Source organism: Aquabacterium sp. A3 (genome assembly GCF_038069945.1).
GTDB lineage: Bacteria > Pseudomonadota > Gammaproteobacteria > Burkholderiales > Burkholderiaceae_C > Aquabacterium.
In genome coordinates this window covers 920343-934998 of sequence record NZ_JBBPEV010000001.1, presented here as the reverse complement: position 1 = coordinate 934998, position 14656 = coordinate 920343, and the positions used below count along the sequence as shown (strand labels likewise).

The 14656-nt window shown below is 63.3% G+C and carries 15 protein-coding genes and 1 tRNA gene; 12 read left to right on the top strand and 4 right to left on the bottom strand.

What is annotated here, in order from left to right; all coding sequences use genetic code 11:
• The first annotated feature begins 95 nt into the window (after positions 1–95).
• The 5 genes from upp to WNB94_RS04060 all read left to right on the top strand — a co-directional run bounded on the left by upp (position 96) and on the right by WNB94_RS04060 (position 3365).
• Positions 96–752, top strand: coding sequence for a uracil phosphoribosyltransferase (upp, locus tag WNB94_RS04080; protein WP_341388571.1), 657 nt, complete (start codon positions 96–98; stop codon positions 750–752).
• Between the two features lie 14 nt (positions 753–766).
• Positions 767–2038 (top strand): amidohydrolase family protein, encoded by a 1272-nt coding sequence (locus tag WNB94_RS04075; RefSeq protein WP_341388569.1) that lies wholly within the window; start codon positions 767–769, stop codon positions 2036–2038.
• Positions 2039–2068: 30 nt separating this feature from the next.
• Positions 2069–2153 (top strand) — tRNA-Leu (locus WNB94_RS04070).
• 14 nt (positions 2154–2167) lie between these two features.
• Positions 2168–3070, top strand: coding sequence for a cysteine synthase CysM (gene cysM, locus WNB94_RS04065; protein ID WP_341388568.1), 903 nt, complete (start codon positions 2168–2170; stop codon positions 3068–3070).
• Between the two features lie 55 nt (positions 3071–3125).
• Positions 3126–3365 carry a sulfurtransferase TusA family protein gene (locus WNB94_RS04060; protein ID WP_341388567.1) on the top strand — a complete coding sequence of 80 codons (240 nt, stop codon included), beginning with the start codon at positions 3126–3128 and terminating at the stop codon, positions 3363–3365.
• A 3-nt stretch (positions 3366–3368) separates the two neighbouring features.
• Here the strand turns inward: WNB94_RS04060 and ruvB are convergent, their stop codons facing one another.
• Positions 3369–4457, bottom strand: coding sequence for a Holliday junction branch migration DNA helicase RuvB (gene ruvB, locus WNB94_RS04055; protein WP_341388566.1), 1089 nt, complete (start codon positions 4455–4457; stop codon positions 3369–3371).
• 181 nt (positions 4458–4638) lie between these two features.
• Here ruvB and WNB94_RS04050 point away from each other — a divergent pair, with 181 nt between their 5' ends.
• Both WNB94_RS04050 and WNB94_RS04045 read left to right on the top strand, forming a co-directional pair.
• The gene (locus WNB94_RS04050; protein ID WP_341388565.1) at positions 4639–5652 is read left to right on the top strand and encodes a porin; all 1014 of its coding nucleotides are present in this window, start codon (positions 4639–4641) and stop codon (positions 5650–5652) included.
• A gap of 195 nt (positions 5653–5847) precedes the next feature.
• Entirely contained in the window at positions 5848–7131 is a 1284-nt protein-coding gene (locus WNB94_RS04045; RefSeq protein WP_341388564.1) for a porin, read from the top strand.
• A gap of 80 nt (positions 7132–7211) precedes the next feature.
• On the opposite strand, the gene lysA is transcribed toward WNB94_RS04045, so the two are convergent.
• Together lysA and lptM are read right to left on the bottom strand one after the other, a co-directional pair.
• The gene (gene lysA, locus WNB94_RS04040) at positions 7212–8480 is read right to left on the bottom strand and encodes a diaminopimelate decarboxylase (protein ID WP_341388562.1); all 1269 of its coding nucleotides are present in this window, start codon (positions 8478–8480) and stop codon (positions 7212–7214) included.
• Positions 8477–8635 (bottom strand): LPS translocon maturation chaperone LptM, encoded by a 159-nt coding sequence (gene lptM / locus WNB94_RS04035; protein WP_341389944.1) that lies wholly within the window; start codon positions 8633–8635, stop codon positions 8477–8479. The genes lysA and lptM overlap by 4 nt, the downstream gene beginning before the upstream one ends.
• A 62-nt stretch (positions 8636–8697) precedes the next feature.
• On the opposite strand from lptM, the gene cyaY reads away from it, so the two are divergent.
• Positions 8698–9051, top strand: a complete 354-nt coding sequence (cyaY, locus tag WNB94_RS04030; RefSeq protein ID WP_341388561.1) for an iron donor protein CyaY — start codon at positions 8698–8700, stop codon at positions 9049–9051.
• Here cyaY and WNB94_RS04025 read toward each other — a convergent pair.
• Positions 9004–11451, bottom strand: coding sequence for a penicillin-binding protein 1A (locus tag WNB94_RS04025; protein ID WP_445819018.1), 2448 nt, complete (start codon positions 11449–11451; stop codon positions 9004–9006). The genes cyaY and WNB94_RS04025 overlap by 48 nt on opposite strands.
• A gap of 287 nt (positions 11452–11738) precedes the next feature.
• On the opposite strand from WNB94_RS04025, the gene WNB94_RS04020 reads away from it, so the two are divergent.
• Genes WNB94_RS04020 through WNB94_RS04005 form a run of 4 tightly spaced genes read left to right on the top strand, consistent with a single transcriptional unit; the run spans position 11739 to position 14631 of the window.
• Complete coding sequence (locus WNB94_RS04020; protein ID WP_445819040.1) at positions 11739–12776, top strand: pilus assembly protein PilM; 1038 nt, start codon at positions 11739–11741, stop codon at positions 12774–12776.
• Complete coding sequence (locus WNB94_RS04015; RefSeq protein WP_341388557.1) at positions 12773–13399, top strand: PilN domain-containing protein; 627 nt, start codon at positions 12773–12775, stop codon at positions 13397–13399. The genes WNB94_RS04020 and WNB94_RS04015 overlap by 4 nt, the downstream gene beginning before the upstream one ends.
• Positions 13400–13402: 3 nt before the next feature.
• Positions 13403–14098, top strand: coding sequence for a type IV pilus inner membrane component PilO (locus tag WNB94_RS04010; RefSeq protein ID WP_341388556.1), 696 nt, complete (start codon positions 13403–13405; stop codon positions 14096–14098).
• Positions 14095–14631 carry a pilus assembly protein PilP gene (locus WNB94_RS04005; RefSeq protein WP_341388555.1) on the top strand — a complete coding sequence of 179 codons (537 nt, stop codon included), beginning with the start codon at positions 14095–14097 and terminating at the stop codon, positions 14629–14631. Before WNB94_RS04010 ends, WNB94_RS04005 begins: the two co-directional genes overlap by 4 nt.
• Positions 14632–14656 lie beyond the last annotated feature (25 nt).

Genomic DNA, 14656 nt, shown 5'->3' with positions numbered 1-14656 from the left:
TCGAGACTGCATCATAGGGGCATCGCAAGCTGGCATGCATTTCGCAGGTCATCGGCGAAGATGAGTCCGGGCACGCTGTCACACGAAAGGTTTGCATGAACGCCACGTTCCCCAACGCCGAGTTCCCTCAGCTCACCGTGGTCACGCACCCACTGGTCCAGCACAAGCTGACCTGGTTGCGCCATGAAGACACCAACACCGAGCAGTTTCGCAACCTGCTGCGCGAAGTCAGTCAGTTGCTTGCCTATGAGGCCACCCGTGGCTTGCCCACCGAGCTGATGCGCATCCGCACCCCGGTCACCGAGATGCAGTCGCCCGTCATCAGTGGCAAGAAACCCTGCCTGGTGTCCATCCTGCGCGCCGGCAATGGCATGCTGGATGGGGTGCTGTCGGTGCTGCCCCTGGCGAAGGTGGGCCACATCGGCCTGTACCGCGACCACGACACCCTGCAACCGGTCGAGTACTACCTCAAGCTGCCCACCGACATCGCCGAGCGCCACGTCATCGTGGTGGACCCCATGCTGGCCACCGGCAATTCGGCCGTGGCCGCCATCGACCACGTCAAAGAAACCGGGTGCACCCAGATCACCCTGCTGTGTCTGTTGGCCGCCCCGGAAGGTGTGCGCAACATGCAGGCCCACCACCCCGATGTGCCCATCGTGACGGCGGCGCTGGACAGCCACCTCAATGAGCACGGCTACATCGTGCCTGGCCTGGGCGACGCGGGCGACCGCATCTTTGGCACCATGTGAGCCCGGGAGTCGCCATGCTCGACCTCATCATCCGCCACGCCAACCTGCCCGACGGTCGGCAGGATGTGGACGTGGGCATTCAGCAAGGTCGCATCGTGGCGGTCGAGCCTGGCCTGGCCGCCCAGGCTGCCGAAGAGCTGGACGCCGCCGGCCAGTTGCTCAGCCCGCCCTTCGTGGACGCCCACTTCCACATGGACGCCACGCTCAGCCACGGCCTGCCTCGCGTCAACCAGTCCGGCACCCTGTTGGAGGGCATCGCCCTGTGGGGCGAGCTCAAACCCCTGCTCACGCAAGAGGCGTTGGTGGAGCGTGCCCTGGCCTACTGCGACTGGGCGGTGGCCAAAGGCCTGCTGGCCATCCGCACCCATGTGGACGTGTGCGACCCGCGCCTGCTGGCCGTCGAGGCCTTGCTGCACGTGCGCGAGCGCGTCAAACCGTACCTTGATCTGCAACTGGTGGCCTTCCCGCAAGACGGTGTGCTGCGCTCGCCCGGGGCCTGGCAGCACCTGCAACGCGCGCTCGACATGGGCGTGGACGTGGTGGGTGGCATCCCGCACTTCGAGCGCACGATGGAGCAGGGCGCCGAATCGGTGCGCCTGCTGTGCGAACTGGCCGCCGAGCGCGGCCTGCGGGTGGACATGCACTGCGATGAAACCGACGACCCGCTGTCGCGACACATCGAAACCCTGGCCTTCCACACCCAGCGCCTGGGCCTGCAGGGCAGGGTGGCCGGTTCGCACCTCACGTCCATGCACAGCATGGACAACTATTACGTCAGCAAGCTCTTGCTGCTGATGAAAGAAGCCGGTGTGGCCGCCATCGCCAACCCGCTGATCAACATCACCCTGCAGGGACGCCACGACACCTACCCCAAGCGCCGCGGCATGACCCGCGTGCCCGAGTTGCTGGCGGCCGGGGTGCCCGTGGCCTTTGGCCACGACTGCGTGATGGACCCCTGGTACAGCCTGGGCAGTGCCGACATGCTGGAGGTGGCCCACATGGGCCTGCACGTGGCTCAGATGACCAGCCAGGCCGCCATGCGCCAATGCTTCGAGGCCGTCACCACCACGCCGGCCACCATCCTGGGCCTGGACGGCTACGGCATCGCCCCCGGTTGCCGGGCTGATTTGGTGCTGCTGCAGGCGCGCGACCCCATCGAGGCCATCCGCCTGCGCGCCACCCGCCTGGCGGTCTTCCGCCGTGGCCGTTGTGTTGCCCGCACACCGGCGGCCATCAGCCAGCTCTCATTGCCCGGTCGGCCCGCCCAGACCGGCTTCCAGCCCTGAGCTGTGCTATCCTTTCAGGCTGACTGCTGTGCCCTGGTGGTGAAATTGGTAGACGCGCCGGATTCAAAATCCGGTTCCGCAAGGAGTGCCGGTTCGAGTCCGGCCCGGGGCACCACGCAACAAGTCAACATGAACTACCCCACCCTCGAAGACGCCATCGGCAAAACCCCACTCGTGCGATTGCAGCGCGTGCCTGGGGCCGACAACGAGGCGCGTGGCAACGTCATCCTTGCCAAGCTTGAGGGCAACAACCCGGCCGGCTCGGTCAAAGACCGCCCCGCCATCAACATGATCCGCCGCGCCGAAGAGCGCGGCCAGATCAAGCCCGGCGACACCCTGATCGAAGCCACCTCCGGCAACACCGGCATCGCGCTGGCCATGGCCGCCGCCATCCGCGGCTACCGCATGGTGCTGATCATGCCGGAAGACCTCTCCATCGAGCGCGCCCAGACCATGAAGGCCTTCGGCGCCGAGCTCATCCTCACGCCCAAAAGCGGCGGCATGGAGTACGCCCGCGATCTGGCCGACCAGATGGTGCGCGAAGGCAAGGGCGTGGTGCTGGATCAATTTGCCAACCCCGACAACCCGGCGGTGCACTACGACACCACCGGCCCCGAGATCTGGGCTGACACCCAGGGTCGTGTCACCCACTTTGTGAGTGCCATGGGCACCACGGGCACCATCACCGGCGTGTCGCACTACCTGAAAGAGCAAAACCCCGAGGTGCGCATCGTGGGTGCCCAGCCTCAGGAAGGCTCACGCATCCCCGGCATCCGCAAGTGGCCCGAGGCCTACCTGCCCAAGATCTACGACGCCACCCGGGTCGACGAGATCATCCATGTCAGCCAGGCCGAGGCCGAAGACATGGCCCGCCGCCTGGCGCGCGAAGAAGGCTTGTTCTGCGGCATCTCGGCCGCCGGCGCTTGCTGGACCGCCCTGCAACTGGCGCAGCATGTGCGCAACGCCACCATCGTGTTTGTGGTGTGCGACCGAGGCGATCGCTACCTGTCCACAGGCGTCTTCCCCGCATGATTCTCCCCGCCTGATGCGCTAAGCTGAGCCACGCACACCTCTGCCGGACTGCAAGATGGACATCCACAAGGAAATCGACACCCGCGGCCTGACCTGCCCGCTGCCCATCCTCAAGGCCAAAAAAGCCCTGGCCGACATGCACAGCGGTGAGGTGCTCAAGGTGTGGGCCACCGACCCCAGTTCGGTGCGCGACTTCCAGGCCTTTGCCCGCCAGACGGGCAATGAGCTTGTGGGTCAGGAAACCCTGCCCACGGCCCAGGCCGAAGAGTACGTGCACCTCTTGCGTCGTCGCTGAGCCTCACTCACTCAACAAGTTGCCGCCCTGAAGCGATTGCGGGGCCAGCAGCCCCAGGTGTCGGTACGCGGCGGCCGTTGCCGTGCGTCCCCGAGGGGTGCGCTGCAGGTAGCCCTGCTGAATCAGGTACGGCTCGATCACGTCTTCGATCGTTTCCCGCTCTTCGCCAATGGCGGCCGCCAGGTTGTCCAGGCCCACGGGCCCGCCGTCGAAACGGTGAATGATGGCCTCCAGCAGCTTGCGGTCCATCACATCCAGGCCCAGTGGGTCCACGTCCAGCATGGCCAGGGCCTTGTCGGCCATCGTGCGGGTGATGTGGCCATCGCCCTTCACCTCGGCATAGTCGCGCACCCGGCGCAGCAATCGGTTGGCGATCCGGGGGGTGCCGCGAGATCGACGCGCCACCTCCATGGCGCCATCCGGGTCGATCGGGGCGCCCAGCAAGCCCGCCGAGCGCGTCACGATGCGCTGCAATTCGGGCGCGGTGTAGAACTCCAGGCGCGCCACGATGCCAAAGCGATCGCGCAGCGGGTTGGTCAGCATGCCCGCGCGCGTGGTGGCGCCCACCAGGGTGAAGGGCTGCAAATCCAGCTTGATGGACCGGGCCGCCGGCCCCTCGCCAATCATGATGTCGATCTGATAGTCCTCCAGCGCGGGGTAGAGGATTTCCTCCACCACCGGGCTCAGGCGGTGGATCTCGTCAATGAACAGCACATCGTGCCGCTCCAGGTTGGTCAGGATGGCGGCCAGGTCCTTGGGCTTTTCCAGCACGGGGCCAGAGGTTTGCCGCAGGTTCACGCCCAGCTCGGTGGCGATGATGTGGCTCAGTGTGGTCTTGCCCAGCCCGGGGGGGCCAAACAGCAGCACATGGTCCAGCGCCTCCTGACGTTTGCGGGCCGCCCCGATGAAGATCTCCAGCTGCTCTCGCGCCTTGGCCTGGCCCACATATTCATCGAGGTCCTTGGGGCGCAAGGCGCGCTCCAGCGCCTCTTCGCCACCAGACGCTGGCGCACCGCTCACCACCCGGGGTGGTGTCCGATTTTCTTTGTCCTCACGGTCAAAGGGCGCCAGGTCGTCGGTGTGGATGCTCATGTTTTGATTATCACCGCCCCGAATGTGTTGCCTTTGGGCAACGCTGATCCGTGTGGATCGCCGTATGTGACAGGGTTGTCATCAATCAACGCAGAAAAGTCTGTTGGAATACATGCAGTTTCATACGGACCCACCCCGCTGAGGGTCTGCTGAAGCCTCTGAACCAACTTTGGAGAAGTCTATGAAAAAGACCCTGATTGCTCTGGCTGCCGTGGCTGCTTCGTCTGCCGCTTTTGCTCAATCGTCCGTGACCCTGTACGGTTCGCTGGACCTGTCCGTTGAAAGCGTGAAGGGCGAGAAGTCCGTCACCCGCGTGACCTCCGGTAACCACACCACTTCGCGTTTCGGCGTGAAGGGTACCGAAGATCTGGGCGGTGGTCTGAAGGCCAAGTTCAACTTGGAAGCTCCTGTGAGCGCTGACACCGGTGCCGTCTCCGGCAACTTCTGGAACCGCCAAGCCTGGTTGGGCCTGCAAGGTGGTTTCGGTGAACTGCGTCTGGGCCGTCAAGACACCCCGATCGGCGCCATCGCCGGCAACACCTCGCTGCTGGGTGGCCAGGCTTATGACGACTTCAAGATCGCTGGCACCCTGGCCGGCAACGACGCTCGTCGCACCGACAACGCCATCACCTACATCCTGCCGAAGCTGGCCGATGGCCTGACCGCTACGCTGCAGTACAGCACCAAGCTGAGCGGCGCTGAGGCTGCCAACGACGACGAAGGCAAGCACTACGGCCTGAGCGTGCAATACGCTGCCAACGGTTTCGGCGCTGGCCTGGGTTACGTGAACGCCAAGGCTGACACCACCGGTGACACCAAGGCCAAGGGCGTGCTGGTTTACGCTTCGTACGACTTCGGCATGGCCAAGCTGACCGGTTACTACAACCGTGACAGCGTGTCCGGTGCTGCTGAAGACCTGAAGCTGTACGGCGTGCGCGTGGACGTGCCTGTGAGCGACACGTTCGCTCTGCAAGCTTCGCTGTCGCAAGCCAAGGACGTCGACATGGACGGTTCTGACGACAACGACGCCACCATCGTTGCTCTGAAGGGTACCTACAGCCTGTCGAAGCGTACTGCTGTGTACGGTCTGCTGACCAATGTGTCGAACGACAAGGGTGCTGGCATCGGCATCGTGTCGACCCCGACCGACAAGACCTCGCGCGGCCTGGCCGTGGGCGTCGTCCACAAGTTCTGATCTGCCTCGCAGACCAGCAAGAAAAGGGCCTTCGGGCCCTTTTTTCATGGGCCTTCGTCACGAACTGCTTGAGCCGGAACAATCGCCAATGTCGTCATTTCACGACAGATCAGGTCAAACCCGGTGCGGGCTGTCACCCCAGCATCAGACAATCTCCTGACCCCCTCACTCAAGGGGTAACCAAGGAGATACTTCATGCAAAAGACCGTCCTGACCCAAGCCGTCGCGGTGGCCCTGGCCACCCTCGGTGCGGGCGCTGCATTCGCTCAATCCAGTCTCACGCTGTACGGCAACGCCGATGTGAGCGTGGACCATGTCAAAGGCACTGCCGGCACGGCATTGGTTCCTGCCCTGGGTGCTGCAACTGAAAAGCTGTTCAACAAAGGTGGCGTGACTCGAGTCTCCCCGAGCGCGACATCTCAAACGTCTTATGGCATCAAGGGCACCGAAGACCTCGGCGGTGGCTACAAAGCTTCGTTTGTCCTGGAGGGGCAACTCTCGCACGACACTGGCGCCTTGTCCCAGGATGGCCGATTCTTTGGTCGTCAGAGCTACGTCGGCCTGACCACGCCGTTTGGTGAAGTGCGACTGGGTCGCCAGTACGCTCCGATCTTCTACTCCACCGCATTCATCACCGGTGAACGTTTTGGTGCCACAGACCTGTTCATTGAGGGCGGTGCCACCAACAACCTGATGGTCCGTCAGGACAATCAGGTGAGCTATTGGCTCAAAGCTGGCGGCTTGACCGCGTCTGTCGCTTACTCGCCCAATGCGGGCTCATACCGCACCGTCACCTTTGCTCGCGGTGGTAACGCCAACTCCACCACCGGTGGCATTCTGGGCGCTGCAGGCGCCGGTTCCGAGTCGGCCGAGAATGACACTGGCGAGTCGGTGGGTCTGTTTGCCAACTATGCATTCAGCCCCGCTTTGAATGCCACGTTCGGCTATCACCAGAACAAGTTTGATGGTGCTGGCTTTGCTGTGTTGACCAATCCTTCGTCCTTCACGCTGGATGACTACACCGCCTACAACCTCGGTGTGAAGTACATCGTGCCAACCAGCAACATCATGCTGAGCGCCACTTATGGCACGGGCAAGTACGACATGGAAGATGGCAACGGCAGTCTCAAACTGCAATTCGCCGCCGCTGGCATCCGGGTGCCTGTGGATGCCTGGACCATTTCGGCGCAAGTGTCTCAGGTGAAGTTCAAGAACTTCACCGAAGGTAAGGACACAGGGTTTGGCCTGGGTCTGGAGTACGCATTGTCCAAGCGCACCGTGTTGTACACCCGTTGGGTGCAGATCAAGGACGACGAAGGCACGGCGGCCGATGCCGGTCTTGGGGTGCCCGTGGTTGGTGGTCCTGACGTGATTTCGTTTGCCACCGGCTTCCGCGAAACCCCGATCTTTGCCGGCGCGGGCATCAACCCCGGCGGCAAGACTACCTACATCGGCGCCGGCGTCCGCCACACGTTCTGATTCACGTCGAATCAGCCCGAAAAGAAAACCGCCCTCGGGCGGTTTTCTTGTTTTCAGCCCCAGCGTGGCCCATCAACCCATCAACCCATCAACCGCTCCATCTTGAACAGGTCTTCCACCCGCTCACGCTCGCGCACCACACTCACCTGGGCGCCGTCCACCATCACTTCGGCCGCGCGGCCTCGGGTGTTGTAGTTGCTGGCCATGGTCATGCCGTAGGCGCCGGCCGACAGCACCGCCAGCACATCGCCGGGCTTGACCGCCAGAGATCGATCACGGCCCAGCCAGTCGCCAGATTCGCACACCGGGCCCACCACGTCCCAGGTGTCCGTGGGTTCATCGGTGCCTTGCGTGTTGACGATGCCCATGTAGGCTTCGTACAGGGCAGGGCGCATCAGGTCGTTCATCGCGGCATCGACGATGCAGAAGTTCTTGTGTTCGCCACGCTTCAGGTACATCACCTCCGTCAGCAGCACGCCGGCGTTGCCCACCAGCGAGCGCCCCGGCTCAAACAGCAGTTCGCGATGGCCATGTCCGCGCGCGTCGATGCGGGCCAGCAGCGCGGCGATCAGGGCATCTGCCGCTGGCGGTGTTTCGTCGGTGTAGGTGATTCCCAGCCCGCCACCCAGGTCCATGTGGTGCAGGGTGATGCCTTCGGCCTCGATGGCTTCGACCAGGTCAAGCACCCGGTCCAGGGCGTCCAGGTAGGGCGCCACCTCGGTGATCTGCGAGCCAATGTGGCAGTCGATGCCCACCACCCGGATGCCCGGCAGGCTGGCGGCCCGTCGGTAGCTGGCCAGGGCCTGTTCGTGGGCCACCCCAAACTTGTTGCCTTTCAACCCGGTGGAGATGTAGGGGTGGGTGCCGGCGTCCACATCGGGGTTGACGCGCAGGCTCACCGGGGCCCGGAGGCCCAGGCCGGCCGCCACGTCGGACAGCACTTCCAGTTCGGCCGTGCTTTCGACGTTGAAGCAGCGCACGCCGGCTTGCAGGGCTTGGGCCATTTCGGCCCGACTCTTGCCCACACCCGAGAACACCACCTTGGCGGCATCGCCGCCTGCGGCCAGCACACGGGCCAGTTCACCGGCAGACACGATGTCGAAACCGCAACCCGCCTGGGCAAAGGTTTGCAGCACCGCCAGGTTCGAGTTGGCCTTCACGGCATAACACACCAGGTGAGCCCGCCCGACCAGGGCGCGCTGGTAGGGCGCCAGGGCGCTCAACATGGCCTGGCGCGAATAAACGTACAAGGGCGTTGCATGCTGGTGAGCCAGTTGAGTCAGGTCGTGGCCATCCAGGCACAGGCGACCGTCTTGGACGGCCAGAAAAGGTGAGCCGGGCAGGTTCATGGGGCGGTACTGGGTTGGGGTAGGGGGGCAGAGGCAGCCGGGGCACTTGGTGTCGCCGCAGGGGCCGATTCGGGGCCTGGAAGGTACAGGGGGCCTTTGAGCCCACATGCCGACAGGGTTGTCAGGCCCACGGCCAGGGCGGCAGCGGTGCCCATCCTTACAATGGAGCGGCTTTGATCAAGGCTTTTGTTCATTCGCCTATTCTAAGGAAGCCCACATGTCCGCCGCAGCCACCTCTACAGGCTTGTCCGATGCGCAATACGATGAGGCGGTCCGCTCCATGTTGGCGCACCTGGAGCGCACCGCCGACACCTGGTTGCAAGACGACATCATCGACATCGATACCGCCCGGACGGGCCAGATGCTCACGATGACCCTGCCCAATCGCAGTCAGTTGATTGTCAACGCGCAGCCGCCTTTGCACGAGCTGTGGCTGGCAGCCCGGCAAGGTGGCTTTCATTTTCGACTCACACCCGAGGGCCACTGGGTAGACACCCGCTCGGGAGAGCACTTCCTCGCGGTCTTATCGAGGTGTGCCACCGAGCAGGCTGGCTGCCCGCTGAGCTTCTGAGGCGGGCTGTGCTGCGCCCTTGAACAGGTCGAGGATGTTCTGTTTTTCTTCCTCGGTGCTGGGCTCCATGCCTTCTTCGGGCAAATCTTCTGGCAACACCAGTTCGCGCACGCCTGTGGCGGGCGTGTACTCTTCGTAGTACCACTCGCCGTCGATGTTGACCACGCCCTCCGGTGGGGTCATCTCTTGCACTGGCGCCCCCTTGAGTGCTTCGCGCATGTAGTCAATCCACACGGGCAGCGACAGGCCGCCGCCGGTTTCGCGGTCTCCCAGTTTTCTGGGCTTGTCGTAGCCGATCCACACGACGGCCACCTGGTGGTCCGAGTAGCCGGCAAACCAGGCGTCCATTGAATCGTTGGTGGTCCCCGTCTTGCCGTACACATCGGGACGTTTCAGCAAGGCCTGCGCGCGTGCAGCGGTGCCCGAGCGGGTGACCTCCTGCAGCAAGCTGCTGGTGATGTAGGCATTGCGCGCATCGATCACGCGCATGCGCTCATCCTTGGTTTGCTCACGGCGTTCGGCCAGCACCCGTCCGGCGCTGTCGGTGATCTTCACGATCAGCTCGGGGTTCAAACGATAGCCACCGTTGGCAAATACCGCATAGCCCGTGGCCAGTTGCAGCGGCGTGACCGTGCCCGCACCCAAGGCCATGGTCAGGTAAGCGGGGTGTCGCTCGGGTTCGAAGCCGAAGCGGCTGATCCATTCCTGGCCGTACTCCGGGCCGATCGAGTGCAGCAGGCGGATGGAGATCAGGTTCTTGGACTTCGCCAGTGCCCGACGCATGGTCATGGGGCCTTCGAACTTGCCATCGTAGTTCTTTGGCTCCCAGGGCGTGCTTCCCGTGGCGCTGCCAGGGAAAAACAAAGGGGCGTCGTTGATCAGGCTGGAAGGCGTGAAGCCCTTCTCCAGCGCTGCCGAGTAGATGAAGGGCTTGAAGCTGGACCCCGGCTGACGCCAGGCTTGCGTCACCCGGTTGAACTGCGCGCGGTCAAACTCGAAGCCACCCACCATGGCAGTGATCATGCCCGTGTCAGGGTTGAGCGACACCAGCGCCCCTTCGACCGCCGGCATTTGCACCACCGACCAGTTGGCTTTGTCGCCCGGCATGACCCGGATGATGGCGCCTGCGCGCACCTGGGTTTTGGGGTTGGCCTTGTCGGTCAGGGCATTGCCCAGCGCGCGCAGGGCCTCGCCCGTCAGGGTCAGGTGTTCGCCCGACTGCAGTGCCACCTTCAGTTTTTTAGGGTCGGCTTCCAGCACCACGGCGGCCTGGATCTCGCCACTGGCAGGATGCTCCTCCAGCGCCTCGGCGATCGCCGTGTCCCATTGCCGCGCATCTGCCGGCAGGTTCAGATGTCCTTCAGGACCCCGCCAGGCTTGCCGCCTGTCAAAGGCCAGCAGCCCCTTGCGCAGCGCGTTGTACGCCGCCACCTGGTCGGCCAGCGGCACCGAGGTGGTCACGTTCAGTCCGCGTGTGTAGGCGTCTGCGCCATAACGGTCATGCATCAGCTGCCGGACCGATTCAGCCACATAACGAGCCTCTTCCGGCACGCTGGTCTTGCGCCGGTAGGTGAGGGGCTGCGCCTTGGCTTCGTCGCGCTCCTGAGGGGTGATGAAGCCGTTTTCGACCATCCGATCCAGGATGTACTTCTGGCGGATGGTGGCGCGCTGCGGGTTGCGGATCGGGTTGTAGGCCGAGGGTGCCTTGGGCAGGCCGGCCAGCATGGCCGCCTCGGCGATGCTGATGTTCTGAAGCGGTTTGCCAAAGTAGATCTCGCTGGCCGCCGCAAAGCCGTAGGCGCGTTGCCCCAGGAAGATGTGGTTCATGTAGAGCTCGAGGATCTGATCCTTGCTCAGCTGGCTCTCGATCTTCAGGGCCAGCAAAATCTCGTAGATCTTGCGGGTGAAGGTCTTTTCGGTGGGCAGGTAGAAGTTACGGGCCACCTGCATGGTGATGGTCGATGCGCCCTGGCTACGCGCTTCTCCGAAGTTGGCCAGCCCGGCACGAAGCACGCCGATGTAGTCGACGCCATGGTGTTCGTAAAAGCGTGCGTCTTCGACCGCCAGCACGGCGTTGCGCATGATCTTCGGGATCTGATGGATGCGCACAAAGTGGCGTTTTTCTTCGCCAAATTCGCCAATCAGCACGCCATCGGCCGAGAACACGCGCAGCGGCTGCACCGGACGGTAGGCGCTGAGGCTGTTCAGGGGCGGCAGTTGGGGGTAGGCGATGCTCAGGCCAATGCCCACCAGCATGGCGCCAGCCAGCACACCCGCCATGCCAAGGGCCACGACGGCCAGCACAGGGCGCAACAAGAGGCGCCACCACCAGGCGGCGCGCAGGCGCCGGAGGGCGCTTGTGGCGCCAGAAGCGCCTTGGGAGGTCTCGGGGGAGGTCATGGGTTCGACGTCACTGCAGAACGGCGATTATAGAAATGCCCCCGAAAACCGATTTGTAAAGTGACGGACCAGGCTTTGGCCGGGTTTGACTGCATGCTTTGAAACTGTTTGTAAGGCGTGTGCATCGCGCAACGAGCGCGGGGTTTCACCTGCTTTCTCCGCGTTCATGCACATTTTTTTTGCTGATAGCATTCAAAGGGTTTCTTTAACGTTCCTGCGCCATTGGTTGGCGCATGGAGGATGGTGTGAGTTTTCTTGACACGCTCCTGGGCCGCAAACACCCGCCCATGATCGGTTTGGACATCAGTTCGTCCGGCGTCAAGCTGGTCGAGTTGAGTCAGGCGGCGTCCGGCGAGTACATGCTGGAGCGGTTCGCGTCCGAATCGTTTGAAAAAGGGTGGATCGCCGATGGCCAGATCGAGAAGTTCGATGAGGTCGCCGAGGCGGTGCGCAAGGTCGTGACCAAGAGCGGCACACGCACCAAGCACGTGGCGATGGCCATGCCCCAGTCGGCCGTGATCACCAAAAAGATCATGCTGCCGGCCGGCTTGCGCGAAGAAGAAATGGAAATGCAGGTTGAGGCTGAAGCCAACCAGTACATCCCTTTCAGTCTGGACGAAGTGAGTCTGGACTTCTGCGTCATCGGCCCCAGCCCCACGTCCGCTGGCGATGTCGAGGTGATGATCGCCGCGTCGCGCAAAGACCGGGTTCAGGACCGTCAAGGGCTGGCCGAGGCCGCCGGGCTGAAGCCGGCTGTGCTGGACATCGAGTCGTATGCTTCGCGTCTGGCCATGCAGCGCCTCACCGATGCGCTGCCAGGGCAAGGCAAGGATGCCTTGGTCGCCTTGTTCGAGATCGGTGCGGAAAACACCAGCCTGAAGGTGCTGCGAGACAATGAGTTGCTGTACGACCGCGATCAGGCCTTTGGTGGCGCGCAACTGACGCAACTGATCTCGCGTCAGTATGGGTTCTCGTTCGAAGAGGCCGAGCAAAAGAAGCTCTCCGGTGACCTGCCTGAGGACTATCAAAGTTCACTGCTGTCACCCTTCGTCGACAGCCTGTCCCAAGAGATTGGCCGAGCCTTGCAGTATTTCTTCACCAGCACGCCGCATCACAAGGTGCACTACGTGATGCTGGCAGGGGGCACAGCCGCCTTGCCCGGGCTGAAAGACCGCGTCACGGAGTTGACCGGGTTTGCCTCCATGGTGGTCAACCCCTTCGATGGCATGAAGCTGGGCTCTGCAGTGCGTGAGAGCAAGCTGCGTCGAGAGGCCCCGTCCTACCTCACGGCCTGTGGCCTCGCGATGCGGAGGTTCCTGGCATGATTCTCATCAACCTACTGCCTCACCGCGAAGAAAAGCGCCGTTTGCGCAAGCAGGCGTTTTTCGCCGGCCTGGGGCTGTCTGCTGCTGCAGGCCTCGCGATGGTGGTGCTCTGGTACGGCGTGCAGATGCAGATGATCAGCAGCCAGCAGGCCCGCAACGGCGTCCTCAAGGACGCCATCGCCAAGCTGGACGTTGAAATCCGTGACGTGGCCACCCTCAAGGGCGAGATCGAGGCCTTGAAGGCCCGCCAGCGCGCCGTTGAAAACCTGCAGAGCGACCGCAATGCGCCCGTCCACCTGCTCAATGAGCTGGTGGCTCAGACGCCCGAAGGCATTTACCTCACCAGTGTTCGTCACTCCGGCCAGAATGTGCTGGTCACCGGCCTGGCCCAGAGCAATGAGCGGGTGTCCGAGTTCTTGCGCAACACCAATGGGCCATCGCCCTGGTTCGAGCGCCCCGAACTGGTCGAGATCAAGGCCTCTGGGCGCCCTGGCGCACGCGATGCGGGCAATGCCCAGCGTCTGTTCGAGTTCTCCATGCGCCTGTCGCTGAAGCGGCCCCAGGAATCCCTTCCTGAGGTCGAGCAAGGCAAGCCCGCCGCCAAGCGCGCTGCAAAGGGGTGATGGATGGCCAAGATGAATGCCAATGTCGACCTGAACGCGTTCTTCCAGGACGCGCAGGATCAGTTCCGTGGCCTGAACGTCAACGAGCCCGGTCAGTGGCCGCTGCTGCCCAAGCTCGCGGCGTTTCTGGCAACGGGGGCCGTGGTGGTGCTGTTGGGCTGGCTGGGCTTGCTGTCCGGGCAGCGGGAAGAGTTGCAGCGAGAGCGCGACCGCGAACCTGCCCTGAAGCAGGATTACCAGAACAAGGTGGCTCAGGCGGTCAACCTGGACGCGTTGCGCAAGCAGCGCATCCAGGTAGAGGAGTACGTCAAGCAGATGGAAAAGCAGCTGCCGGGCAAGGCTGAGATGGATGCGCTCTTGTCAGACATCAACCAGGCGGGCCTGGGGCGCGGCCTCGATTTCGAGCTGTTCCGCCCGGGGCAGGTGGTCGTCAAGGACTACTACGCCGAGCTGCCCATCGCCATCCGCGTGACCGGCGCCTACCATGACATTGGCGCATTCACCGCCGACGTGGCCAACCTCTCGCGCATCGTGACCCTGCACGACGTGGTGATCGGCAACGTGTCCGGCAAGGACGGCGGTGGCGGCAAGCTGTACATGGAGGCCAAGGCCCGAACGTACCGCTACCTCGATCCCGCTGAAATGCAGGCCAATCGCGATCAGCAGAAGAAGAAAAAGGCGGGGGGCAAGAAGAAATGAGCACACGCATCGTTTTGAGCTCTGCCCTGGTGCTGATGGCGGCCGCATCGCTGACCGCATGCAGCGGACCGGAAGACGAGCTGCAATCGTGGATGAATCAGCAGCGGCAGCAAGTGCGGCCCAATGTGCAGCCCTTGTCGGCGCCCATGACCTTCACGCCAGAGCCTTATTCGGGCATGGAGGGCACCGAGCCCTTCAGCCCACGCAAGCTCACGGGCGCCCTCAAGCAAGAGGCCGCACAGCCGAATTCACTGGTGGCGTCTGAGTTGAACCGCCGCAAGGAGCCTCTGGAGGCCTTCCCCCTGGACAGCATGTCCATGGTGGGCAGCGTGAACCGGCGAGGTGTGCCTCACGCCCTCCTGAAGGTGGACAACCTGCTCTACCAGGTCAAGGTGGGTGAGTACATCGGCCAGAACTACGGGAAGATCATGAAGATCACCGAGACCGACATCGAATTGAGAGAGATCGTGCAGGACGCCGCAGGCGAGTGGATTGAACGCACCGCCACCCTGCAATTGCAGGAGACACGGTAATGAGCACCAAGCTGGAGAACCGACA